Origin of the sequence: Enterococcus pernyi, from assembly GCF_045371165.1 — a bacterium.
Lineage (GTDB): Bacteria > Bacillota > Bacilli > Lactobacillales > Enterococcaceae > Enterococcus_B > Enterococcus_B pernyi.
The window spans coordinates 1-20372 of the sequence record NZ_JBIQDM010000003.1 but is presented as its reverse complement, the minus strand read 5'-3'; the positions used below and the strand labels follow the sequence as shown (position 1 = coordinate 20372).

Genomic DNA, 20372 nt, shown 5'->3' with positions numbered 1-20372 from the left:
CTTCCTCAGTTCCACTATCGTCTTCTGATTCTTCTGGTGCTTCCTCAGTTCCACTATCGTCTTCTGATTCTTCTGGTGCTTCCTCAGTTCCACTATCGTCTTCTGATTCTTCTGGTCCTTCCTCAGTTCCATCATCTTCTTCTGGATAAATGATCGGAACTTCTCTTGTTTCGATTTCTGTCGTGTAACTAAAGGTATATCTATGGATTCCTTCTACTTCTCCACGGACTCTCGTTGCACCAAAAAGATTACTGTCTGCTGAAATTCGTTGTTCGATATCATAGTTTTCGTATTTTGCATTTAAATAATAAAGATAAGTATCTGCATCAGAACTATACAAAAAATTATTATCTGGTCTTGCCACACCATTTACAACGAAATAAACTTCTTCAATTTCAGAATTTTCTGAAAAATCTTCAAAAACCTGTTGTACTTCTTTATTCATTCTGGCATCCAAAAATGTGACATGCTCATATGCCTCTGCTAATGCCATATCTTCTGTTTTTATGGTAAATATACTAGCGATAAAATTAAAGATAGCGATAATCACGACGATCACGACAATCACGACCGCCAAGATCATCATCACTTTGACGGACAATAACATAAGGATCAGTTTGAGAATAATCAATAAGACTAAAAGAACCCCAAGAATATTTAATTCGCCTTCTTTGTTCCTGCCCACTGTATCTATTGCTGCTTGTGCCAGATTTTTTTTCAGTTTGGGTTTGAATTTCTTTTTCGATGGAATCTTCGTTTGCTTTTTTAATCGTTTGATTTTGTTGGAGTTACTTAATACTTGATGTTTACGTTCAAGTTTGTCTTTGATGCCGAATAGTTTCTCTTCAAGCTTCTTAGTTCTGGTCTGTTTAGTCGCAGTAAGTGTATTCTTTATTCCAGCTAGATTGAGAATATTTTTGTCAAGCTTTTCTTGTTTCTTATGATAAAATTTTTTTGATCCTAGCTTTTGTTTGTTGATTTTTTCAGAGGAGAGCTGAATTCGCTGATTCGTCCTACTATTATTAGTTGAACTTTTTCTTTTTTTTATTCCTAAAAGCGCATGATCGATTTCTTTAGGTGAGCGATGTTTATTCTTTATGAAATAGGCCTTTTCTCTAGTGGTACTATGTTTTTTATTTCTGTTTATTTTGTTTAACTTTTTTTTATTTGTCATAAGATGGCGCTTTTTAAAACCACTGTCGTTCGTTTTTTTGCTTGTTACGCCTTTACTTAATGGATCTTTTCTTGACTGATTATTCACCATACGTTGTTTGAAATCAACAATATTTCTATTTTTCAACTGTAAGTTGTCTCTTTTATTTCTCGCTAACTTTTGTTGACGTCTTTTGAATCGAATTCGTTTCTTCAATGCTTTTTTGTTTTGCTCATTCGCACTGACACGTTTTATTTTGATCGATAACAAATCTTGTTGTTTGTTATTTTCTTGTTTATTCCCATCGTATGTCTCATTCATATTCTTGCTTTGTCTTTACCTCTTCACCAGGTTTAGTCGTCATAATTTGATAAAGCTTCGTTTCTTTAGGAAGACGGTCTTCAAATGGGATGATCGTGTCTCCAAACACCATCAATCCAGTACCTTCACTCCCATTTAATACATACTTCTCCTGCTCTTCCGATATATCAAATAAACGAGTCAATTCTGAGCGGTCAGATTTTGCTTGATTGAACATGACAACGAAGTCACTATTTGAAAGCATTCTTCTAGCTAGATCCGAAAGCAATAGCGTCTCTACATTTTGAGTGATTCCCGTCGGTATAGCGCCCCACTTTCTTGCCCTACTCCACAATTCAAAGAAATAATTTTCAGAATACTCATTTGTGAAGAGTAACTGTAATTCATCAATATATAACCATGTACGAATTCCTGATTCTCGATTCAACGTGATTCGGTTCCAAATTTGATCTAACACAACTAACATTCCAAACGGCTTGAGTTGTTTTCCTAAATCTTTGATGTCAAAAATGATCAAACGTTTATTCAGATCCACGTTTGTTTTTTTAGAAAATAGTGCTAGACTACCTTCTGTGTAAAGTTCTAATTCAATCGCCAATTGCTTTGCTTCTTCTTCTGGCTGTGCATTTAACGCCATATAAAACTTTTTTAATGTCGGTAACTGCGTCTGTTCTTGGTAAATTTTTCGGCATACTCGGTCGATGATTGTTTTTTGTTGGGAAGATAATCCTAAAATACCTCCAGTGATCAGTTCACAAAGTGAAATCAAAAACTGGGTTTTTAAAGCGATTGGGTCTGACTCATCGCCATAGTTACTATTGATATCCATTGGATTGATGCAGGTGTTTGAATTACCAGCCAATCGAACCATTTGACCATCAAATTCTGAACAAATATGCTGATATTCCGATTCAGGATCAATGACGATCACTTCATCTTTGTTGTTTCTAAGTAAAACATTAACGATTTCTCGTTTGACAGAGAAACTCTTACCTGATCCTGGTGTCCCCAAGACAAATCCATTTGGTGCCATTAGTTTCTTTCTATCAAGAATCGTTAGATTTTTTGTCACTGAATTGATTCCATAATAATTTCCGTTCTCATGGAGCATTTCAGAAATTGAGAATGGCATCAATGCAGCAACCGCCGATGTGGCTAATAATCGATTCAATGGAACATGATTTTTTCCAATTGGTAAACTCGTATTTAAAGCAAGCTTCTGTAAATAAGCAAGTTCAATGATCGTGCAGCCAAATCTTCGTCCTACCGACTTGATTTTACTGGCGATCTTATTTAATTTATCCTGATTATCTGCGTAGAAATTGATCAACACAGTTACTTCAAATAGTTTCTGGCTTTTGCTTTGTAATGAATCTAAAAGCTCTTTTGCTTCATCTAGAGAATAAGTTAGATCATATGGTAGCATGTCATAATCGTACCCACTGTTTAAGGCTTTACGCTGCTCATCCACTTTCTGCTGATCCATATAAGCCATTTTAGTCTTTACTAAATCGAAACTACTTGCCATCGGTATCGGTTTACAACTCACTGTAAGAGTGATTTCCTCATCAATCTCCATAAGTCCTGTCAAGCATTCATCTGATAGTTCGGCAGGATAACCATTCAGATAGAGGGTCTGATTTAGTTTGTCATCGATCCTGATCAGGTGTTTATCTAATTTAAGATCGACTTGTTTCGGTAGTAATGTATGATTCTCATTATTTAGGATTTGACCGATCAATTCTTTGCGTTCTTCCCCTTTTAAAATATGGATGCTAGAACCAATTTTTCGAGCGAATAGATCCATTTGATCGGCAATCAAGAGCAACTCTCTTTCAGCAAATTCCTGATTCTCATGTTTTTGAGTAAAGGTAATAAAAATTTTCTTTTCAAACGCATTCTTCTTTTCGTTGATTTTCGCTGTTAGATAGTCATTCATTTCTTGACGGTATTTATCATCATAACGTTCATTCTTTTCTTTAAAAAGCACATGAGTTAATTCTTCGACTGTTTTTTTCTTTTTTACCAGTGTGACTTTGTAATCGATAGAAGCTTCTAAAGAATTTAAAAACTCACAATATTTAATAAAATTCTGCATACGTTGTTCCTCGGAACAAAGCTGATAACTTATATCGTCAATATTAATCGTTATCGAGTATTCATTCTCAGAAATTAGACAAATACCGTTATCATAGATTTCTTCAAAAAGTAAAAAAGATTTTTTTTCTTCTTGCATATTTTTCTTATTCTTGTTTTGTCTGAAATTCACTTTCATGAAATTGGGACGTATCAGATTCTTCATAAACAATTACTCCTTGATCAAAATGGTAAATAAAAAAGTATTTCAAATAGCGTTCAAAAGGCAGTCCCTCTTTTTTTAGCCACCCAAAAGCGACGATTGGCATTGAAACGAGAATCATCAACCAACTGATTACGTCCATGGAATAGTCAAAAAAACGAACAAACACAAAACTGATCACGATATTAGTCAACCCTGCGACAGACAGAAAGCCTAATTGCCGTACGCTCATGCCTGCTACGATCCGCTCTTTATATTCGCGTACATCTTTATGGACTTTTACTTCAATTGCCATCACTTTTACTCCTTTCTATGAGGCAGATACAATCATCTTCGCCCATCCTTTCGTTTTGTTGATTGCAAAAATCAAAGCAATCATGTAAATCGTCAAACCAAAAATCAACGACCACATACCTCTTCTATGACTATCCAAAAAATTCACGAAAATCAAAGGATAAATGGTCAACACTAATGCAATCATTACAGCATGCAGTGAGGAAGCGGCAAAATTCTTGAAAAATCCTTTTGCCATAGTTGAAAATTCTTGATTAGGTAATGCCGCCATTGAAATAGGAGCAATCGCACTAAAGATATATAACTCAAAAAACCTCAGGTATACGATAACATGGATAAAAACCCCTACAACTAAAGAAACAAGGAATAGAACGACAAAGATCATTAATACGACCATTACTTCCCACCACGAAAGGCTTTGTACGACTGAATCCACAACATTGTAATAAGAGTCTAAAAGATCGGTTCTATTGTATGCCAGTATTTGTCCAGCTAACATCGATCCTAATGCGACAATAGCATCAAGGATCACTTGAATTCTTAAGATGACAATATAGCAAATAATAAATTTCACAAAGGCTTTCATGATCATTTCAAATCCCAAAGTAGGAGCACCACCAGCATTCTCTACTTTTAAAGAAATTTTTTGAAACTCAAATAAGATAAATACCGCTAGTATGGAAAAAGCTACTGGAGCTATTATCGTTTGTTGGATCTCTCCTGCTACTCTATAGGCAGAAGCCATATATTCTTGTAATCCCAAACTTAAGGTATTTGCAATATTTTCACCATTCAAGTACCCCATCATCTGGGTGAAAAGCATCATTATCGCTGCGCGCACTGATTCACCTTCTTTCTATTAAAATTTTTTATCTACTTAAAAGTGAACCAACATCAAATGCAGTTACGAACCAAACTGCGGCTACTAAAATCAAGGCACCGCCGACCACTTGCCAAATCCCTTGTTGTAACTGTGGACCATTTTTATCTTTTAACGCACCAGCTAGGATGACAGTTCCCCAAATAATCCATAATCCTCCGCCAACCATCGTAAATCTTGAAATCAAGTTAAATACATCCTGTAATAATTGTTGGTTATTGTTCATTTCTATTTATTCTCCTCTTCGTTTTTCGGTGATTGATTTCGTTCGTACCAATTTTCTGGAGTCACATCACCGAGTTTTTTATAATTTTTGTGTTTGGTAATATCATATTTTTCTGAGATAAACGGAACTATTCCACGAATCTTTAAAATCGCTTTTGTTCCACTCAGGTTCGCCACTTCATCTACATCCAATAAATTTCGACCCATTTTTTGATAGTTCTCACTGTAGTTCCCATTACTACCTTTGGTGATACTGATATTCTTATGCTGGATCGTTTTCTTTCCTAGTAATTTGGAGATATACTCATGCGTGCTTAACTCCATCCCACCTAAATACAGAAATACGTCACTGGTCCCGATGATTGTTTCCCAAGTATCTTTATACAAATTTTTAAGCTGACTAATGTTTTGTAAGATTACATTGACCGATATTTCGCGACTTCGAATCACGGAAATCACTTTTTCAAAGTCTGGAATTTGTCCAATATTGGCAAATTCATCTAAGACACATCGCACGTGATGTGGTAGACGACCTTTATAGACATTGTCTGCTTTGTAAACTAAGCTATCGAATAATTGTTGGTACAGCATACTTGCTAAGAAATTGAAACTTGTATCTGTATCTGATAATAAAATATAGATAATCGTTTTCTTGTCCCCAACCGTGTCTAATGCTAACGTATCTTTACTCACGATTTTTTTGATATTCGGAATATCAAAAGGTGACAATCGTACTCCTAAGCTGACTAAAATACTTTTTGCGGTGCGATCCCCCGCTAATTTGAAAATTTTGTATTGCGCGACTGCAAAGTTGGTAGGATCTTTTTCTTCAAGTTCATTGAAAATCACATCTAGTGGGGAAACATAATCTGGCACATCCTCTGGACAGTTTGCTAAGCGGACCATTTCAACGACATTCGTCAATGTTTGATCTTCTTCATCAACTTCTTGCAAAAGATAACTGAATGTAGCCATCAATAAGGCTGTCTCAGCTTTCTCCCAAAAATCATCGCCACCCTTTTTTTCTGGATCTGAAGTGTTTTTGATCAAGTTGTTGACGACTTTTAAAATATCGTCTTCAGTACGGATGTAAGTAAAAGGATTATAGTAGTCTGTATTTTCCCGCGTGATCAAGTCAAAAACCTTGATTTCATATCCGGCCTCTTTAAACATCGTTGCTGTTTCGCTTAACAAGAGTCCTTTAGAATCACTGACGACATAGGAAGAATGTAGTTGCATCAAATTAGGTTTTACATAGAACCTTGTTTTCCCTGATCCAGCTCCTCCTACTACGATAACATTCTTATTCCGATTAAAGTTATTAGACTTAGTGATCTTCATACGACCAGACATAGACAGCGATTCACTTTTTGTGAGAATGATATTGTTGTCTTTTTTTTTATCCATCATCGGCTTTATGTCTTTTTTGTTGCCCCATCTGGCACTTCCGTATTCAAACTCTGTATGTTTCGGCATGCCTGAGTGATACAAGATACCAAGAGCAAGCCCCCCCACGATTGTAAATGTACCAATGATACTTGCTATACTATAGCTAAAATCAAACTCAAAGCGACTAACTTCTAGTCCCAATTGGTCGATTGTGCGAACCAAGACTTGTGCGATATCTTCTGTCTGTTGTCGGAAATTCTCGTAAATTAGGATGGTCCGATTTGCCGTATACGCGAATACAAGAAATAAAAATAGTAAAAGTAATTTATAATACCAAGTCTTTGAGTTTTTCAACTTGTCCTCCTAAACGACATAAGTTATCTTTTTTATTATCTAAAATCCGTAACAAGCAAATCTGAAACGACGTCCATCGTTCGGTCAATATCTGCTTTTTCTGGTAGATAAAACATTTTGGTTTTATCCCCAACTTGATACGGAAATGGTAGAATATTTGTCACTAAGATATCTACATCAAGTGGATTTTCAATGGTTTCCAATTGTTCCTGGTACATGATACTTGCTCTGGTGTGTAGATATCTTTCAATAATTTCATTTAATGCAAAATCCGTTAAAAATCCTCGTTTCAATGCAACAACAACTGTACTTAAAACTTCACATGCCTTGTTCGTATATAAGAAAAGTAATAAGTCAGAAGTAAATGACGAAGCACATCTTTTTTGAAGGAAATTCTTTTGGATCGCTTTATTTTTTTTGATGACTGTATTCATTTCTTTATATAGTCGCCGGTTGATTGAATCAATCAACATCGCCGATTCTTCATCGTTATATGAAAAATCAATTTCAAGTTCCTGTTTGATTTTCTCTTGAAATAAAAAGCAATTGACAATTGAATACAGTTGCTCATTATCAACTTGGATCCTATTCCCGAGAACACTCTTGAGATCTATAACTAAATGTTTGACTGTCTCGGAAAAACCAAAGTATTCTGCAAATCCTTTATTGTGTTTTTCTATCTCTGTGTAATAACATTCATGTAAATGGATCATACAAGCTATAAAACAACATTCTTCAAAAATGACTTCTTTAGAATAGGTCTTGAAACAATCTAATTGAATAAATTCAACGAATAATTGATTCGTTAAGGGATTGTTTCTAAACCAATCTAACAATCGCGACTGGATATATAATTTATCTTTTCCAAACCGGATAAAAGTTAAAGCAAGTATTTTCTTTGTGATTGATTGGGAAACATCCGAACATAACGCCAAAACGATTTTGGTTATTTCTTCCATTTCATTTTTATAGGGGCAATAATCTTCGATCTCTAGATAAGCTGATTTAATGTAAAGATCAATAAACAGTTTTCTGATTCTGATCTCCTTCCCTAAAAATTCAACCGGTGAAAGTTTTAAATTCAAACCATATTGATGGCAGATTTTCTTTAGCTTTCGCATTTTTTGGATCACTGTTTTCTCACAGTAATGTAATTCCCAGCTCCAATCGATCACCTGCTTCAGTTCACCTGTAAGGATACTTGTTGTCACTTTTACTAAGTCTTCATTCATGTAATAAGATTTTTTTTTCTCGAATAATTTAAAATGGTTCAATACAAACATGCTGACCCCTTTATAGGAAGTCAATATTTCAATTGTGTCGGAAAATTCATCTTGAATCGTTTTTAAATCATTGGTAATCGTTCTTCTAGTTACTTTGAGACTTTTTGCAAGATATTGAACGGTCACATTTTTTCTTCTTTCTAAAGTATTCAAGATAAATACGACACGTTTTTTGTAATCATTCGATATTAATCGTTCAAGAATCTCTTCCACTTACCTTCCCCCTTTCACATAACAACTTCACTATAAACAATCTGTTTTTTTATTTCGAGGTATTGTATTTCCCGACTTAGAGAAAAAAAATTCTTTAGAAGACGAAGTTTTTTTAAAGTTTTTTTATAGATTTCAGATTCGAGAGATAACAATAAAAAAGAGACTATACAAATTGTATAGCCTCTTTAAGGCGTAATTAATAACACTAACCCACTATTTTTATTTATCTACAATAAATGGCCCTCTGAGATTTTAAGCTTTCTATAAAAAAGTTATTCTATTGGAATCCTAAATTAATTCAAAAGACTAAAAGACTTTTAAAAGTTATTTAATTCTAAATAAACTAGCGGCACTATCTGGCGCCCAAGATGGGTCCCCATAATTATCATGAGTAACTAGTGTCGTATAAAGTTTTCCCTCATGAAAAATAATTTCATCCTTAGTATATCTCACAGGATTAAACAAACTTCCTAACTCAAATTGACGATGTTCACTTGGTGGTGCAATTTCATTTGTTTTTGTTGAAATCACTAAGCGATTGCTTGCCTCTGATCGAATAGAATCATTGCTCACTGCTTTGATCGTATACGTATACTGAGCCCCCGCATTCAACCCAGTATCTAGATAAGTGGTATTTGCAGTTTTACCAACTAATTGGCCATCTCTATAGATTTCATATGTTTTGATTCCTGCAGAGTGGCTCGAAGGATTCCACATCAATGAGATTGAGTTCATCGTTTCCCCCATTGAATGTAAGTTACCTGGTCTTGTTGGCACTTCTACTTCGTTATCTGCTAACGTTGTTACCTGAAGCGCATCACTTTTTTCAGATACTTGTCCGGTAAACGATACTGCTTCGATTTCGTACTTATACGTGGTATTTGCTGTTAATTGATTATCTTGATAGTTGTTCGCAGAAGTTGTAGTAATCAGTTGACCGTCACGATACACATTGTATTTTTCAACAGCTGCTTGTGCATCCCAAGAAAGTGAGACTGACTGTTTTGTCGTATTCACTGCTCTGACATTCGTTGGTTTATTTGGTACGACTGGTATTGCTCCATTACTCTTGATATTCGCATCAATCACATTGTAAAAAGCATTCGCAGTATCACTAATATCCCAAATTGCTAAAATAACGTGATACCCCATTCGGTCTTCTGGAATATTGACTGTGTGCGTTGCGCTAATATTCGCAGAAGATTGTCCGCCACCATCGATTTCCGATAATAACTCTAGATCCTCTCTCGCAAGTGGTTTGTTTTGATCCCAACCATTTTTCGTGATGTAGTAATGATATTTCGCGGTCCGGTGATTTGCCGTAAAATGCCAAGTGAAATTATTAGGACCAGTACTGATATCTTGCTTTGTCCATAAAGTTGCTGTTTGTTGATCTAACTCAAAACCTAATGCACCATTTGCAGAAGCAATTCGTCCATCCGCTGGTCCTGCTGCTGGGAAGCCTTTCAATGCTTCTAAAGATTGTGGCTCATTGATCACTGCCCCATATTTCTGAAATGCTGCAGTCCAGTTGGTGCGAGCATCTAATGACCCTTGGTATCCTCGACTAATTGGTTCCCTTACATACCCATGTGCAGAAACATCTTTTGTCGCACCAAAAATTATTCCTCCTAGACTTAAAACCAAAACAACACTACCCAATAATCTTTTTTTCATATCATACCTTCCTTCCAATATTTTTTTGTTACATTATTTTTATAACATAATAACTTATTTAAAAATAGCACGCTTTTATTGTTCAATCAATCACAAATTAACATATAAAATAAACACAAACCTTTATAAATAAGTGTTTATTTATTGTGAAAATCAAAACTATTATTCATTTATTGTTCATTTAAACCAAGAGATGATAAACAGATTTAGCAAATAACTTCGATTTGTCATATCTGATTATGTTATTTAGTCAATCGGTGGTCAAAATTTGTACGTATTTACGATGACTTTATTAAAATACGATCCCAACCTCGTCCATGAATCCTTATCTGAGATATGCTTAAAATAAAATAAATCTTTATCTTCGTATCCATGGGTATCCGAAATAACGATATCAGCATGATCATACGATTCTACGATTTTTATTCGTTTATTATTGTAGTAATGAGTAATAACATTTTCGACTATATTTTTAGATTCTGGAAGGTTAAAAAATTCCACATAAACTTTATGTTCAGATTTAAGACTGTTGGAGGCCAAGCTTCCTAAGATGACTTGCACAAAACTATTTTTGATGTGATGGTAAGAAGGCTCATTTTGGTAAGATTTTAAGTTTTTATCGATGCAACGCTCTATATAGGCTCCATAACGATTTGTTGGTAATGCATCATGATATATAGGCATAAATTTATATAATTCCAAATGATGGATAGTGACTAATTTGTTTGTCAAATAATAGAGTAGTTGGTAAAAAATCGTTTCTGGTATATGAAAGTAATCAATCATGCACGTGAGTAATTTTTTACATTTGGTGACGATTGAATTCTTCTTTAGCTCCCCTAGCTTTCTTCCCAGTTCTTCTTTTTCTTCTTTCTTATTTAAATCTTGTGCAAAATAGTTGGATAGAAAGGCGAAATGGATACATTCATTTCGTGCATTTGTGCCATCTATCATCTTTTTGACAGTCAGCTTTTCTAAACACGCATCCATCTCCTCCTTATAGACTGTTTCTCCCAGCTCCACGAGTTCTGAGGATAGATCCTGGATTTGGTACCCATTTTTCAATGATATCAAACTAACCGCTAATAAATAGTTGATACGCTTTTTCCCTAGCGGAGATAAATTTTGGTAATGATCAAAGTTGATGGATAAGCGTAAGTTTATTACTTCTTCTTGTGTAATCGTTTTGAACAACCAATAGTTTCCTTTTGAAATGACTGCAATTCCCAGATAATGCAACATACGTATAGTAGATTCACTACCTGTTAACTCAATCAATGTTTCATTGACCTTCATCAATCGAATATCAATTTTTAGTAATTGAAACAATTCTTTCAACTTTCCTAAAAGTTTGTATACATGTGACTCACTATAGATTAGATATTTTGCGATATCTGAAACACTGAATTTCCTTTTTTCCAACACATATAACAATGTCTGATACAAATTTGACTCTGCAAAATATCTTTCTTGAAAAATATTGATCAATTCGAGATATTCCGTATCGGTTAGTTGTGGCATACAGCGCAATTCATCTTTATCTAGAATCAAAGAGGTGTGCGTTTTTTTTGAAATTTCACTTTCATCATACTCTCTCATCAAATTTTGAAGTATCTTCCTTGCTTGTCTTTTTGTTAGGTCCATTTCATCTTCCAGCTTTTTTATTGAGACTGCTCCATGTTTCATTTCTTTTAATACCTTCATTTGTAAAAATTGTGTTTTTGTAATGAATAATAATATTAATTTATCTGGCAGCATATTTATTTTCTCCTCAATCTATAGTTGAAATGTAAAAATTCAAATAGTATAACATCACCTCAATCTTTTTCTGTCATTTTTAAATAGCAAAAATATTCTTACTATTTAGAAAACAAAAGATACTTGTTGTTTTATAGTAATTATTTGACATGAAAACAGAGTAAAATTTCGCTCTCTTTTAAAGATAACCTAAAATAACTATTATAAAAATACAAGTACAATCTAATATTAGAATATTTATGCGTAAAATTCCAATAATTATATTCTTGAATTTATTTTATACCAATAAATTTAAAAGAAATTTATTGATTTTTTACATACGATACCTAGCAAAAAAAACTGAAGAACCAATGAGTTACCTCGTTTGATCCTCCAATTGTTTTACAAATATTGCTTAAAATCATTTCAATTGGTGCCTATAATTTATTTCGATGATTCGTTTGACTACCCTACATTATGTATCACTCTTACATGGTGGAAGCGTTAGAAGATCAAGCAGGATAGTCAGCCATTTTTGTTGATTTAGCCATACATCTTTTTCTTATCCGAATGGCACACTTGAGTGATGTAACTGGATTTTCAAGTCGCCATCCTCATCCATGATATAACCAAATGTGTATTCAACTTTGACTTCTTGGTTGGTCTCCCCTGAAGTAAAGTAATATACACCTGAAGAAATCGCTGTATCACCGTTCAAGATCGTATCGTGATTATCAAAGCGGATATCTGTCCAAGGCTCTAAGGCAAATCCACCATCTTCTGCGATGTCCCCACCAACAAAATAAGATAGTGCTTCATCTTTTGTTCCACGAAATGGTACTTCCGCAGCTTTCGTTGGTTTGAAGAGCACTTGACCGTCATCGTAAGCATATAGATTTTCCAGTGTCTCAAGCGCTTTTTCTTCGGCTTTTTCGTCACTTTCCAAACTAGCTTCACCAATCGCAATAATATTCTCTGCCCATTCTTGTTGTGCTTCTTCTACATCCGAAAGAGTAATGACCGGTGTTTCCTTCTGTGTCTCATTTGTTGTACTAGTTGAGTCTTCTCCTTGGGCAGATGTAGCGCATCCAGCCATCGTTAAAACTAAAGTTGATAAAAGCAATGTTTTTTTAATCATATAATTCCTCCTCTATAATTAAATTCTAACAGAAAACTCTTTTATTTAAAACTAAAAATATAACATACTTAAAACAAAATAAATAAATTAAATGTGTTATAATTGCCTAATTCAAACATACATATTTTATAAAAACATCATAATAAAATAACTGTTTTATTTTATTATCCTGATAATCCTTTATTATTTATTTCGTCGAAATAATTCTCGTTTGTATCATTCAGCAAATTTGCTCGTAATGTTATAAACAATTATTTATTCTTTTACTCTCATGTGTTTTTCTCAAAATTTTTTTCTTTACAAAAAAAGTGGGATTTTCCACCGCTCACATATTCAAAAATCGAATAAATGGCAAGAATAAAAGTAACTAATTCAGAAATAAGGCACCATCCACAAAAATTGGACGAACAATTTTCGTGGATGGTGCCTTATTGATTGAGGCTAAACACTTCTGTCATGACCTCTTCTTTCTTATTTTAAGTGTTTGTTTGCAGGATTTTTCATTCGCATTTTGCCATCCTGGCACATATCCAGTAAAGGACATACTTCACAGCGGGGACTTCTAGCAGTACAGTGATACCGTCCAAAGAAAATCAATGTATGATGCGTTTTTACCCATAAATTTTCCGGCACCTTTTTCATCAATGTTTGTTCAACTTCTTGTACTGACGCATCCAATTTACAGATTCTTAGTCGTTTCGTCACACGTTCTACGTGAGTATCAACTGCTATAGCTGGCACCCCAAATGCATCCCCAAGCACCACATTTGCTGTTTTTCTACCCACACCAGGTAATGAGACCAACTCTTCTCTTGTCTGAGGGACCTGTCCTTCAAAATGATCAATCAGCTGTTGCGCACATGCTTTAATGTTTTTCGCTTTATTCCGATACAATCCAATTGTTTTTATTTTAGGAATGATCTCTTCTAGTGGGGCTTTAGCTAACGCCTCAGGAGTTGGAAAAGCCTGAAATAGAGCAGGTGTTGCCTTATTGACCGAAACATCTGTCGCTTGTGCACTTAAAATGACGGCAATCAATAATTCATAAGGATTCTTATGTTGTAATTCTCCATGCGCTTCTGGAAACATCTCATACATTTTCTCAAAAGCTTCCATTGTACGTTGTTTACCTAACATATTACTCCCATTCTTCCAGCCAATTCTTTAATGATACTTTTGGCAGCTCTTCTTGTTGGGCTGGCTGATCGATTTCTTTTTGAAGCAGTTGCTGCTTTCTGCGTTTTTGATCTTCTTCTACTTGCTGTTTGGTTTTTAAATTTTTCCGTTCCCAAGATAATAAGATACGGTCGATATAATTGAAACTATACGCTTGGTTCAATACAGCCTCCCGTAAAGCTAATTTCAAAATCTCCGGATGATAATGGTCCTCTTCCAACCACTGTCCGATCCGTTGGAATTCAATAGAGGATAAGGGCCGTCCAAACTCTTGTTCAAATAATTGATAGACTGAACGTGTCGTTTTTTCTTGGACTTCTTCTTCTTGCTTTAGAGAGTCTTTTTCTAATAATCTTTCTAAATGCACATACGTTGGTGTCAAATCATAGCGATCCGCTTTACGTCCATCAATAAGTGTAGTTTCGATCGCTATGAAATGACCACTGACCAATCGATTCAAAATTTGAAAAACTTTTTCTTGCTTAACGCCCATATTCTGGGAAATATTAATCAGATCCGGGAATGAATCTCCTTCTGATTGTGCCATATGCAACTGTAATATAAATAAAAATTCATCTGCTTGTAAGCCGATACGATGATAATTTTTAAGCAAAAGATTGGAAACGATCGTTTGACCAGCTTTTAAATAGTTTTCTAAATTCAACATTATTATCCCTCTCTTTAAAATTAGTATACGTAAAAACAAGAATTGAAGCAAGAAAGGATTATTTGAATTTTTTTAAAATGTTTTAGTGGTTTTTATATTTAGTTTTCACTTTTCGGAATATATGTATGCTAGAAAAAAAGGCTGCTTGTATTAGTATATGCTCTCCTCTATGAAAAGGTCTCATATCTAATCTACAAGCAGCTTAGAGAATGACACTCACGCTCGATAGAACGTTTATTATTGTACTTCGTCATCCGTTCGTAGCTCGTATGGTTGTCCTTCATACGTATACTCTGTATTCAATGTTCCATCATTTTCATCGGTATAGATCCGTCGACTAAACGGGAATTGATGGTCCTCACCATCTGTTGTCTCATCTCCAGATAAAACGAATTCTTCTGCTTGAGTTTCATTTAATTGATTGATCACTTCTTCTGCTAAAGAATCGATATCGATCGTTTCATTCCCTGTCACTTTTTTATAATCTTCAATAAAATTATCCTGTTGTACAAAATATTCTTTTTCCATAATGATCCTCCTCTAGTCCAACTCACTACATCTGCTTTGTTGGAAATTAATTACATCTATTATTTTGACAAAAAAAACAAAGGAAAACAACTAATTGCAACTGGTGAAGTCTGCAACAAACCATTCCTGTCTCGTGAGAAACAAAACAAAAAGTGTCAATAAAAAATTTTGACCTTTAAATAGCCAGTTGAGTTCCAAAAAAAAGAACCAACTGGAAACAATATTGCTTCCAGTTGGCTCGTCTATGACGCTTTGACCAATTATTGAGCTGTCTCGATTTCTCCTAGAGCTGCTTGTGCAAGAAGATTCAAGTAGTTCCAAGGACGGTCAAAATGAGGTTGGAAGAAGAAGTCAGAAAGAGCTAAGTCTTCAACAGTCATTTTATTTTGAACCGCTAATGACATCGTATTAGCAGATTGAGTGATGTCGTATTTAGACATGAATTGTGCGCCTACGATACGATTTGTTCCTTTTTCATATACTAATTCCATCATGACTTTTTCAGTCGTTGGCATGAATTCTGGACGATAGTTATCTTCAAATAGTGTTGCTTGGACATCCAAGTTATTCATTGGGGCACTTTCTGTTGTTACACCTGTTGAACCGATCGTCCAACCGAATAAGTACAAACCAGAAGTTCCTTGTGTTCCACGATAAGCCATTTTTTGCTCTGTTAAATTGTTTCCTACTAACAATCCTTGACGGACCGCATTTGTTGCTAAAGGAATGTAGTTTTGCGTACCACTTGGGTTATAATTGACAACTGCTGAATCGCCCGCTGCAAAAATATCTGGATTGCTTGTTTGCATGTACTCATTTACTTTGATTGCGCCGTTTGGCAATGTTTCTACTTTACCTTCTACTAATTTTGTATTTGGTCTGAAACCAACACACAAAATAACCATGTCCGCATCAAATGTTTGGCTAGCTGTAGTTACTTGTTTTACTTTACCATTCTCATCTGGAATGAACTCAGAAACGTTTTCACCTAAAGCTAAAGTAACTCCACGATCAACCAATTCTTTTTCTAACACATCCGTAAATGGTTTATCAAGATATTTATTCAAGATACGATCTAAACCATCGATCAATGTCACTTCTTTGCCAGACTCGACAAACGCTTCGACTAATTCGATCCCAATATAACCACCACCAACGATCACTACTTTCTTCGCTTCTTCTGCTTTAGCAATGATTTCGTTTGCTTGATTATAGTTTTTACATAAAAGAATATTTTCAGATTCGATCCCTTTGATTGGCGGGATGATTGGCCATGAACCAGTAGTCATTACTAATTTGTCATAAGAAACTGTTTCAGTTTCGCCAGTTTTTAAATCTTTCGCTGTGACTTGTTTGTTTTCTGTGTCAACATCAGTGACATCATGTTCCATTTTCACTTTCGCACCTAACGAAGCTAACTCTTCAGGGTTTGAATAGAACAAGCCTGCTGGGTCTTTCACGACGCCTCCAACATACAATGCGATCCCACAAGATAAAAATGAAACATTGTCGTTACGTTCATAAACTGTAACATCTGCTTCTGGGTTGTTTTTTAAGATGCTTTTTACTGCTGCTGTTCCTGCATGGGTACAGCCGATTACTACTACTTTCATGTGTGTCCCTCCGATAAACGATTTGTCCTTTGACAATTTTTACTATAGCAAAATTAAAACGTATCCAACAGTTTTATGCTTGTGAATTCACAAGTGCTTACTTATCATATTTTGCGCATTTTCGATTTAAAACGCTGATAAACAAACGTTCTTTTTGTGATATTTTAAACTAACACCTCTATGCTTGTGAATGAATACGAAATCGCATAAAAAATCGCATAAATATTTTCACCTTTCTTAAAACTGTTAGTGTGTTTTCCTCTTAGTTTCATAGGAGTAGGTATTCCATGTTTTTCTACACGTCACAAATAAAAGACAAAAAAACATCAACAAAGTCATTTGACCTTATCGATGTTTCAGATGTTCGCACGATTTATTTTTTGCAATTCGGACATAGCCCATATAATTCTAAACGATGATCATGGATTTCAAAATCAGTTAAGCGCCCCGCCGCCATTTCAATATCTTCTAGCCCTGGATAATGAAAATCGACGATCGTCTCACAATTTTGGCAAATCACATGATAATGTCTTTGTGAACTAAAATCAAATCGGCTTGATGCATCACCATATTTCATTTCTTGAACAAACCCGATCGATGTGAACAATCGTAAATTATTGTAAACTGTAGCAACACTCATATTAGGAAAGCGATGCTCAAGCGCCTTGTAGATTTCATCTGCAGTTGGATGCGAACGATGCTCAATCAGATACTCTAAAACTGCGTATCTTTGCGGCGTAATCCGAATATTTTCTTTTTTCAGCTGCTCGATCGCCGCTTCTACTTTTTTATTTTCCATATAAACAAAACCCCACCTTATTGTTCTTTTATTATCATACTATTTTTATTTTTTTATATCTACATATTATGGAAAGAAAAAGAAAAGAATTTTATAATTTTGCCTATTTTATGCAAAAAAAGTGTAAAATAACAGATGTTTCACCATTATTTCACACTTTTTATTCAGATTTTCACGTAGACTTACATATCCTGATACAAAGGAGTAGACAAATAACGTTCTCCGTTATCAGGAATAATCGCAAGAACTTTTTTTCCAGCACCTAGTTCTTTAGCTACATTAAGTGCAGCTTCAACTGCAGCTCCTCCAGAAACACCCACTAAGATACCTTCTTCTTGCCCCATACGGCGAGCTGTGATCATTGCTTGCTCACTAGATACTGATAAGACTTGATCATATACATTCGTATCTAACGTATCCGGAACAAACCCTGTTCCGATGCCTTGGATTTTGTGTGGACCAGGTTCTTTTCCTTCTAAAACGGCAGATTCGGCTGGTTCAACCCCAACGATCTTAAGCGCTGGATTGATCCGTTTTAATTCGTGTCCCGCACCGGTGATCGTTCCACCAGTACCGATTCCTGCGACAAACGCATCCAACCCATTCACACCAAACGCCGCTTGGATTTCTGGACCAGTCGTTTTTTCATGAACTAATGGATTAGCTGGGTTTTCAAATTGCAGAGGCAAGAAATACCCATTTTCTTCAGCCAGACGTTTTGCTTCTTTGATTGAACCACTGATGCCTTCTGTCCCTGGAGTCAAAATTAGTTCTGCTCCGTAGCCCTTCATCAATAAGCGACGCTCGATACTCATCGTTTCAGGCATGACAAGTTTCACATGATATCCTTTTGCTACACCGACCATCGCTAAACCAATACCAGTGTTCCCTGAAGTTGGTTCAATGATTGTATCACCCGGTTTCAATATTCCATCATGTTCTGCTTTTTCAATCATATTCAAGGCAATACGGTCTTTCACGCTGCCACCTGGATTGAAGAATTCCAATTTAACAAAAACATCCGCAGCTCCTTCTGGAACCATCTTATTTAATCGAACGATAGGTGTTTTACCGATCAATTCTGTGATCGACTGATAAATCTGTGTCATGTTTTTTCCCCCTTCATTTGCTTCTCTATTAATCATAATACAAAAGAGGTACTTCTGCGAGTGATTCTTACTGGAGAAGCAAAAAATAGAGGCATATCCAATGATATGCCTCTATTTTTAAGTTGATATAAAGTTAGACATTGATTTCTTGTCCAACCAATAATGAATAATTTGACATCGTCATGCCATTTTTTGCCATCAGATCATCGACGGACATACCAAATTTTTGAGCAATATCCCAAAGTGTATCTCCAGAGACGACAGTATAAGTTTGGTTACTACTTGTCGTAGTCGTTGTAGAGGTTGTCTTACTGGTCGTTGTGGTACTTGTCGTACTAGTTGTTGTTGAACCAGTTGATGGTGTATCAAAGCGAGTCAGATTATATGTGCTGATCAATTCATTTAATTTGTATGCGTAATTAGGATCTGTTGCATAACGTCCAGTTAAATAAGCTGTTGCATCATAATAGCTGGTTGTATTACTTTTCCATACACCTGAATAATGATAATCGCCTGTCGAAAAACTAGTAGATCGTAAAACATTCGCATGATCTTGGAATGATTCCCAATAAGATGAATAGCGACGGAAAGGTTCGTTCATCGTTACCCATTGACCATTCAAATATTCTTGCGTATTCATATATACCACAGATTGACCTGCGCTACCTTTGACTCCAAATAAGTTGTAATATGGTGCACTTGATAATCCAGATGTACCATAAGCACTTTCAAGTAATGCTTGTGCAATCATGACAGATGCATATAAGTCATTGCTTGCTGCAACTTCAGAAGCAGCCCATCCGATTTGATTGATAAATGCTTGCGGATCGGCAGAAGATGCGACATCTAACTCATCCGCACGTACAGTTTGTGGTGTTGCTGTGACCAACATTGGCCCAACTAATAGGCTTGTCCCCACTAAAGGTGCAATGGCTTTTTTATTGATGGTCATTTTCCTTTTGGGCCTATGGTGTCGAGCGCTACGGGTTCTCAGCTCTTGCATTCAAATTCCTCCTCAAATGAAACAGTAAATAAAACTTCCTCTTAAACGAAACTTAATCATTTAAATTATACGTTTTATTTTATTGAAACTCAAACGAATCTTCAATTATTTACTTTTTGTAATCTTCACGTAATCAAAAAGTAACACAAAAGTAACGACAATTATCCCTTTTTACTAATTTGTACCTAAAAAAATAGAAAATTGGAGGCTTGGAAAAAATCTCCAAGCACTCCAATCGAACTGCTTTCAGTATTTGTCTATAATTGATTGAAGACGTTAACTACATTATCTACTGTAAAACCAAATTCTTCAAGTATTTTGTTTCCAGGAGCAGAAGCACCAAAGTGATCGATCGTGATCGTTTGACCTTCGATTCCTACATAACGTTCCCATCCAAATGAAGCAGCCGCTTCAATCGCAACACGCTTCGTCACTGATTTTGGCAAGACACTTTCTTGATATTCTGCAGATTGTTGTTCAAACAAATCAAAACTTGGCATAGAAACCACTGAGA

17 protein-coding genes and 1 pseudogene are annotated in these 20372 nt (G+C 35.3%); all 18 read right to left on the bottom strand.

The window, feature by feature from the left end; translation table 11 throughout:
• A pseudogene (locus tag ACH0AK_RS04660) lies at positions 1 to 1474 on the bottom strand (hypothetical protein); the annotation flags it as partial.
• Positions 1467 to 3776: a VirB4-like conjugal transfer ATPase, CD1110 family gene (locus ACH0AK_RS04655; RefSeq protein WP_023519589.1), complete on the bottom strand. Its 2310-nt coding sequence runs from the start codon at positions 3774 to 3776 to the stop codon at positions 1467 to 1469. The pseudogene ACH0AK_RS04660 and the gene ACH0AK_RS04655, both read right to left, overlap by 8 nt.
• On the bottom strand, positions 3718 to 4068 hold the full coding sequence (locus tag ACH0AK_RS04650) for a PrgI family protein (protein WP_226077612.1): 351 nt from the start codon (positions 4066 to 4068) through the stop codon (positions 3718 to 3720). The genes ACH0AK_RS04655 and ACH0AK_RS04650 overlap by 59 nt, the downstream gene beginning before the upstream one ends.
• Positions 4069 to 4083: 15 nt before the next feature.
• A complete protein-coding gene (locus tag ACH0AK_RS04645) occupies positions 4084 to 4908 on the bottom strand; it encodes a VirB6/TrbL-like conjugal transfer protein, CD1112 family (RefSeq protein WP_023519587.1) in 825 nt (274 codons plus the stop codon).
• A 28-nt stretch (positions 4909 to 4936) separates the two neighbouring features.
• Positions 4937 to 5173: a hypothetical protein gene (locus tag ACH0AK_RS04640; RefSeq protein WP_010735554.1), complete on the bottom strand. Its 237-nt coding sequence runs from the start codon at positions 5171 to 5173 to the stop codon at positions 4937 to 4939.
• 2 nt (positions 5174 to 5175) lie between these two features.
• Positions 5176 to 6915: a VirD4-like conjugal transfer protein, CD1115 family gene (locus tag ACH0AK_RS04635; RefSeq protein ID WP_353629223.1), complete on the bottom strand. Its 1740-nt coding sequence runs from the start codon at positions 6913 to 6915 to the stop codon at positions 5176 to 5178.
• Positions 6916 to 6950: 35 nt separating this feature from the next.
• Positions 6951 to 8411 carry an HTH domain-containing protein gene (locus ACH0AK_RS04630; RefSeq protein ID WP_438846493.1) on the bottom strand — a complete coding sequence of 487 codons (1461 nt, stop codon included), beginning with the start codon at positions 8409 to 8411 and terminating at the stop codon, positions 6951 to 6953.
• Positions 8412 to 8735: 324 nt separating this feature from the next.
• Positions 8736 to 10088: a lytic polysaccharide monooxygenase gene (locus ACH0AK_RS04625; RefSeq protein WP_137072376.1), complete on the bottom strand. Its 1353-nt coding sequence runs from the start codon at positions 10086 to 10088 to the stop codon at positions 8736 to 8738.
• A 261-nt stretch (positions 10089 to 10349) separates the two neighbouring features.
• On the bottom strand, positions 10350 to 11846 hold the full coding sequence (locus ACH0AK_RS04620) for a helix-turn-helix domain-containing protein (RefSeq protein WP_010735560.1): 1497 nt from the start codon (positions 11844 to 11846) through the stop codon (positions 10350 to 10352).
• Between the two features lie 541 nt (positions 11847 to 12387).
• Positions 12388 to 12963 carry a metal-independent carbonic anhydrase family protein gene (locus ACH0AK_RS04615; RefSeq protein WP_010735561.1) on the bottom strand — a complete coding sequence of 192 codons (576 nt, stop codon included), beginning with the start codon at positions 12961 to 12963 and terminating at the stop codon, positions 12388 to 12390.
• 471 nt (positions 12964 to 13434) lie between these two features.
• Positions 13435 to 14100, bottom strand: a complete 666-nt coding sequence (gene nth / locus ACH0AK_RS04610) for an endonuclease III (RefSeq protein WP_010735562.1) — start codon at positions 14098 to 14100, stop codon at positions 13435 to 13437.
• A gap of 1 nt (position 14101) precedes the next feature.
• The gene (locus ACH0AK_RS04605) at positions 14102 to 14806 is read right to left on the bottom strand and encodes a DnaD domain-containing protein (RefSeq protein ID WP_499796747.1); all 705 of its coding nucleotides are present in this window, start codon (positions 14804 to 14806) and stop codon (positions 14102 to 14104) included.
• Positions 14807 to 15043: 237 nt separating this feature from the next.
• Positions 15044 to 15334 (bottom strand): DUF5960 family protein, encoded by a 291-nt coding sequence (locus ACH0AK_RS04600; RefSeq protein ID WP_023519579.1) that lies wholly within the window; start codon positions 15332 to 15334, stop codon positions 15044 to 15046.
• 260 nt (positions 15335 to 15594) lie between these two features.
• Positions 15595 to 16947 (bottom strand): NADH oxidase, encoded by a 1353-nt coding sequence (locus tag ACH0AK_RS04595; RefSeq protein WP_010735565.1) that lies wholly within the window; start codon positions 16945 to 16947, stop codon positions 15595 to 15597.
• Positions 16948 to 17320: 373 nt separating this feature from the next.
• The gene (locus ACH0AK_RS04590; RefSeq protein WP_019724202.1) at positions 17321 to 17746 is read right to left on the bottom strand and encodes a Fur family transcriptional regulator; all 426 of its coding nucleotides are present in this window, start codon (positions 17744 to 17746) and stop codon (positions 17321 to 17323) included.
• 182 nt (positions 17747 to 17928) lie between these two features.
• The gene (cysK, locus tag ACH0AK_RS04585; protein ID WP_010735567.1) at positions 17929 to 18855 is read right to left on the bottom strand and encodes a cysteine synthase A; all 927 of its coding nucleotides are present in this window, start codon (positions 18853 to 18855) and stop codon (positions 17929 to 17931) included.
• Positions 18856 to 18988: 133 nt separating this feature from the next.
• Positions 18989 to 19858, bottom strand: a complete 870-nt coding sequence (locus ACH0AK_RS04580; protein ID WP_499796746.1) for a glucosaminidase domain-containing protein — start codon at positions 19856 to 19858, stop codon at positions 18989 to 18991.
• 257 nt (positions 19859 to 20115) lie between these two features.
• A partial coding sequence (locus ACH0AK_RS04575) for a transketolase-like TK C-terminal-containing protein (protein ID WP_411151259.1) occupies positions 20116 to 20372 on the bottom strand: 257 nt, incomplete at its 5' end.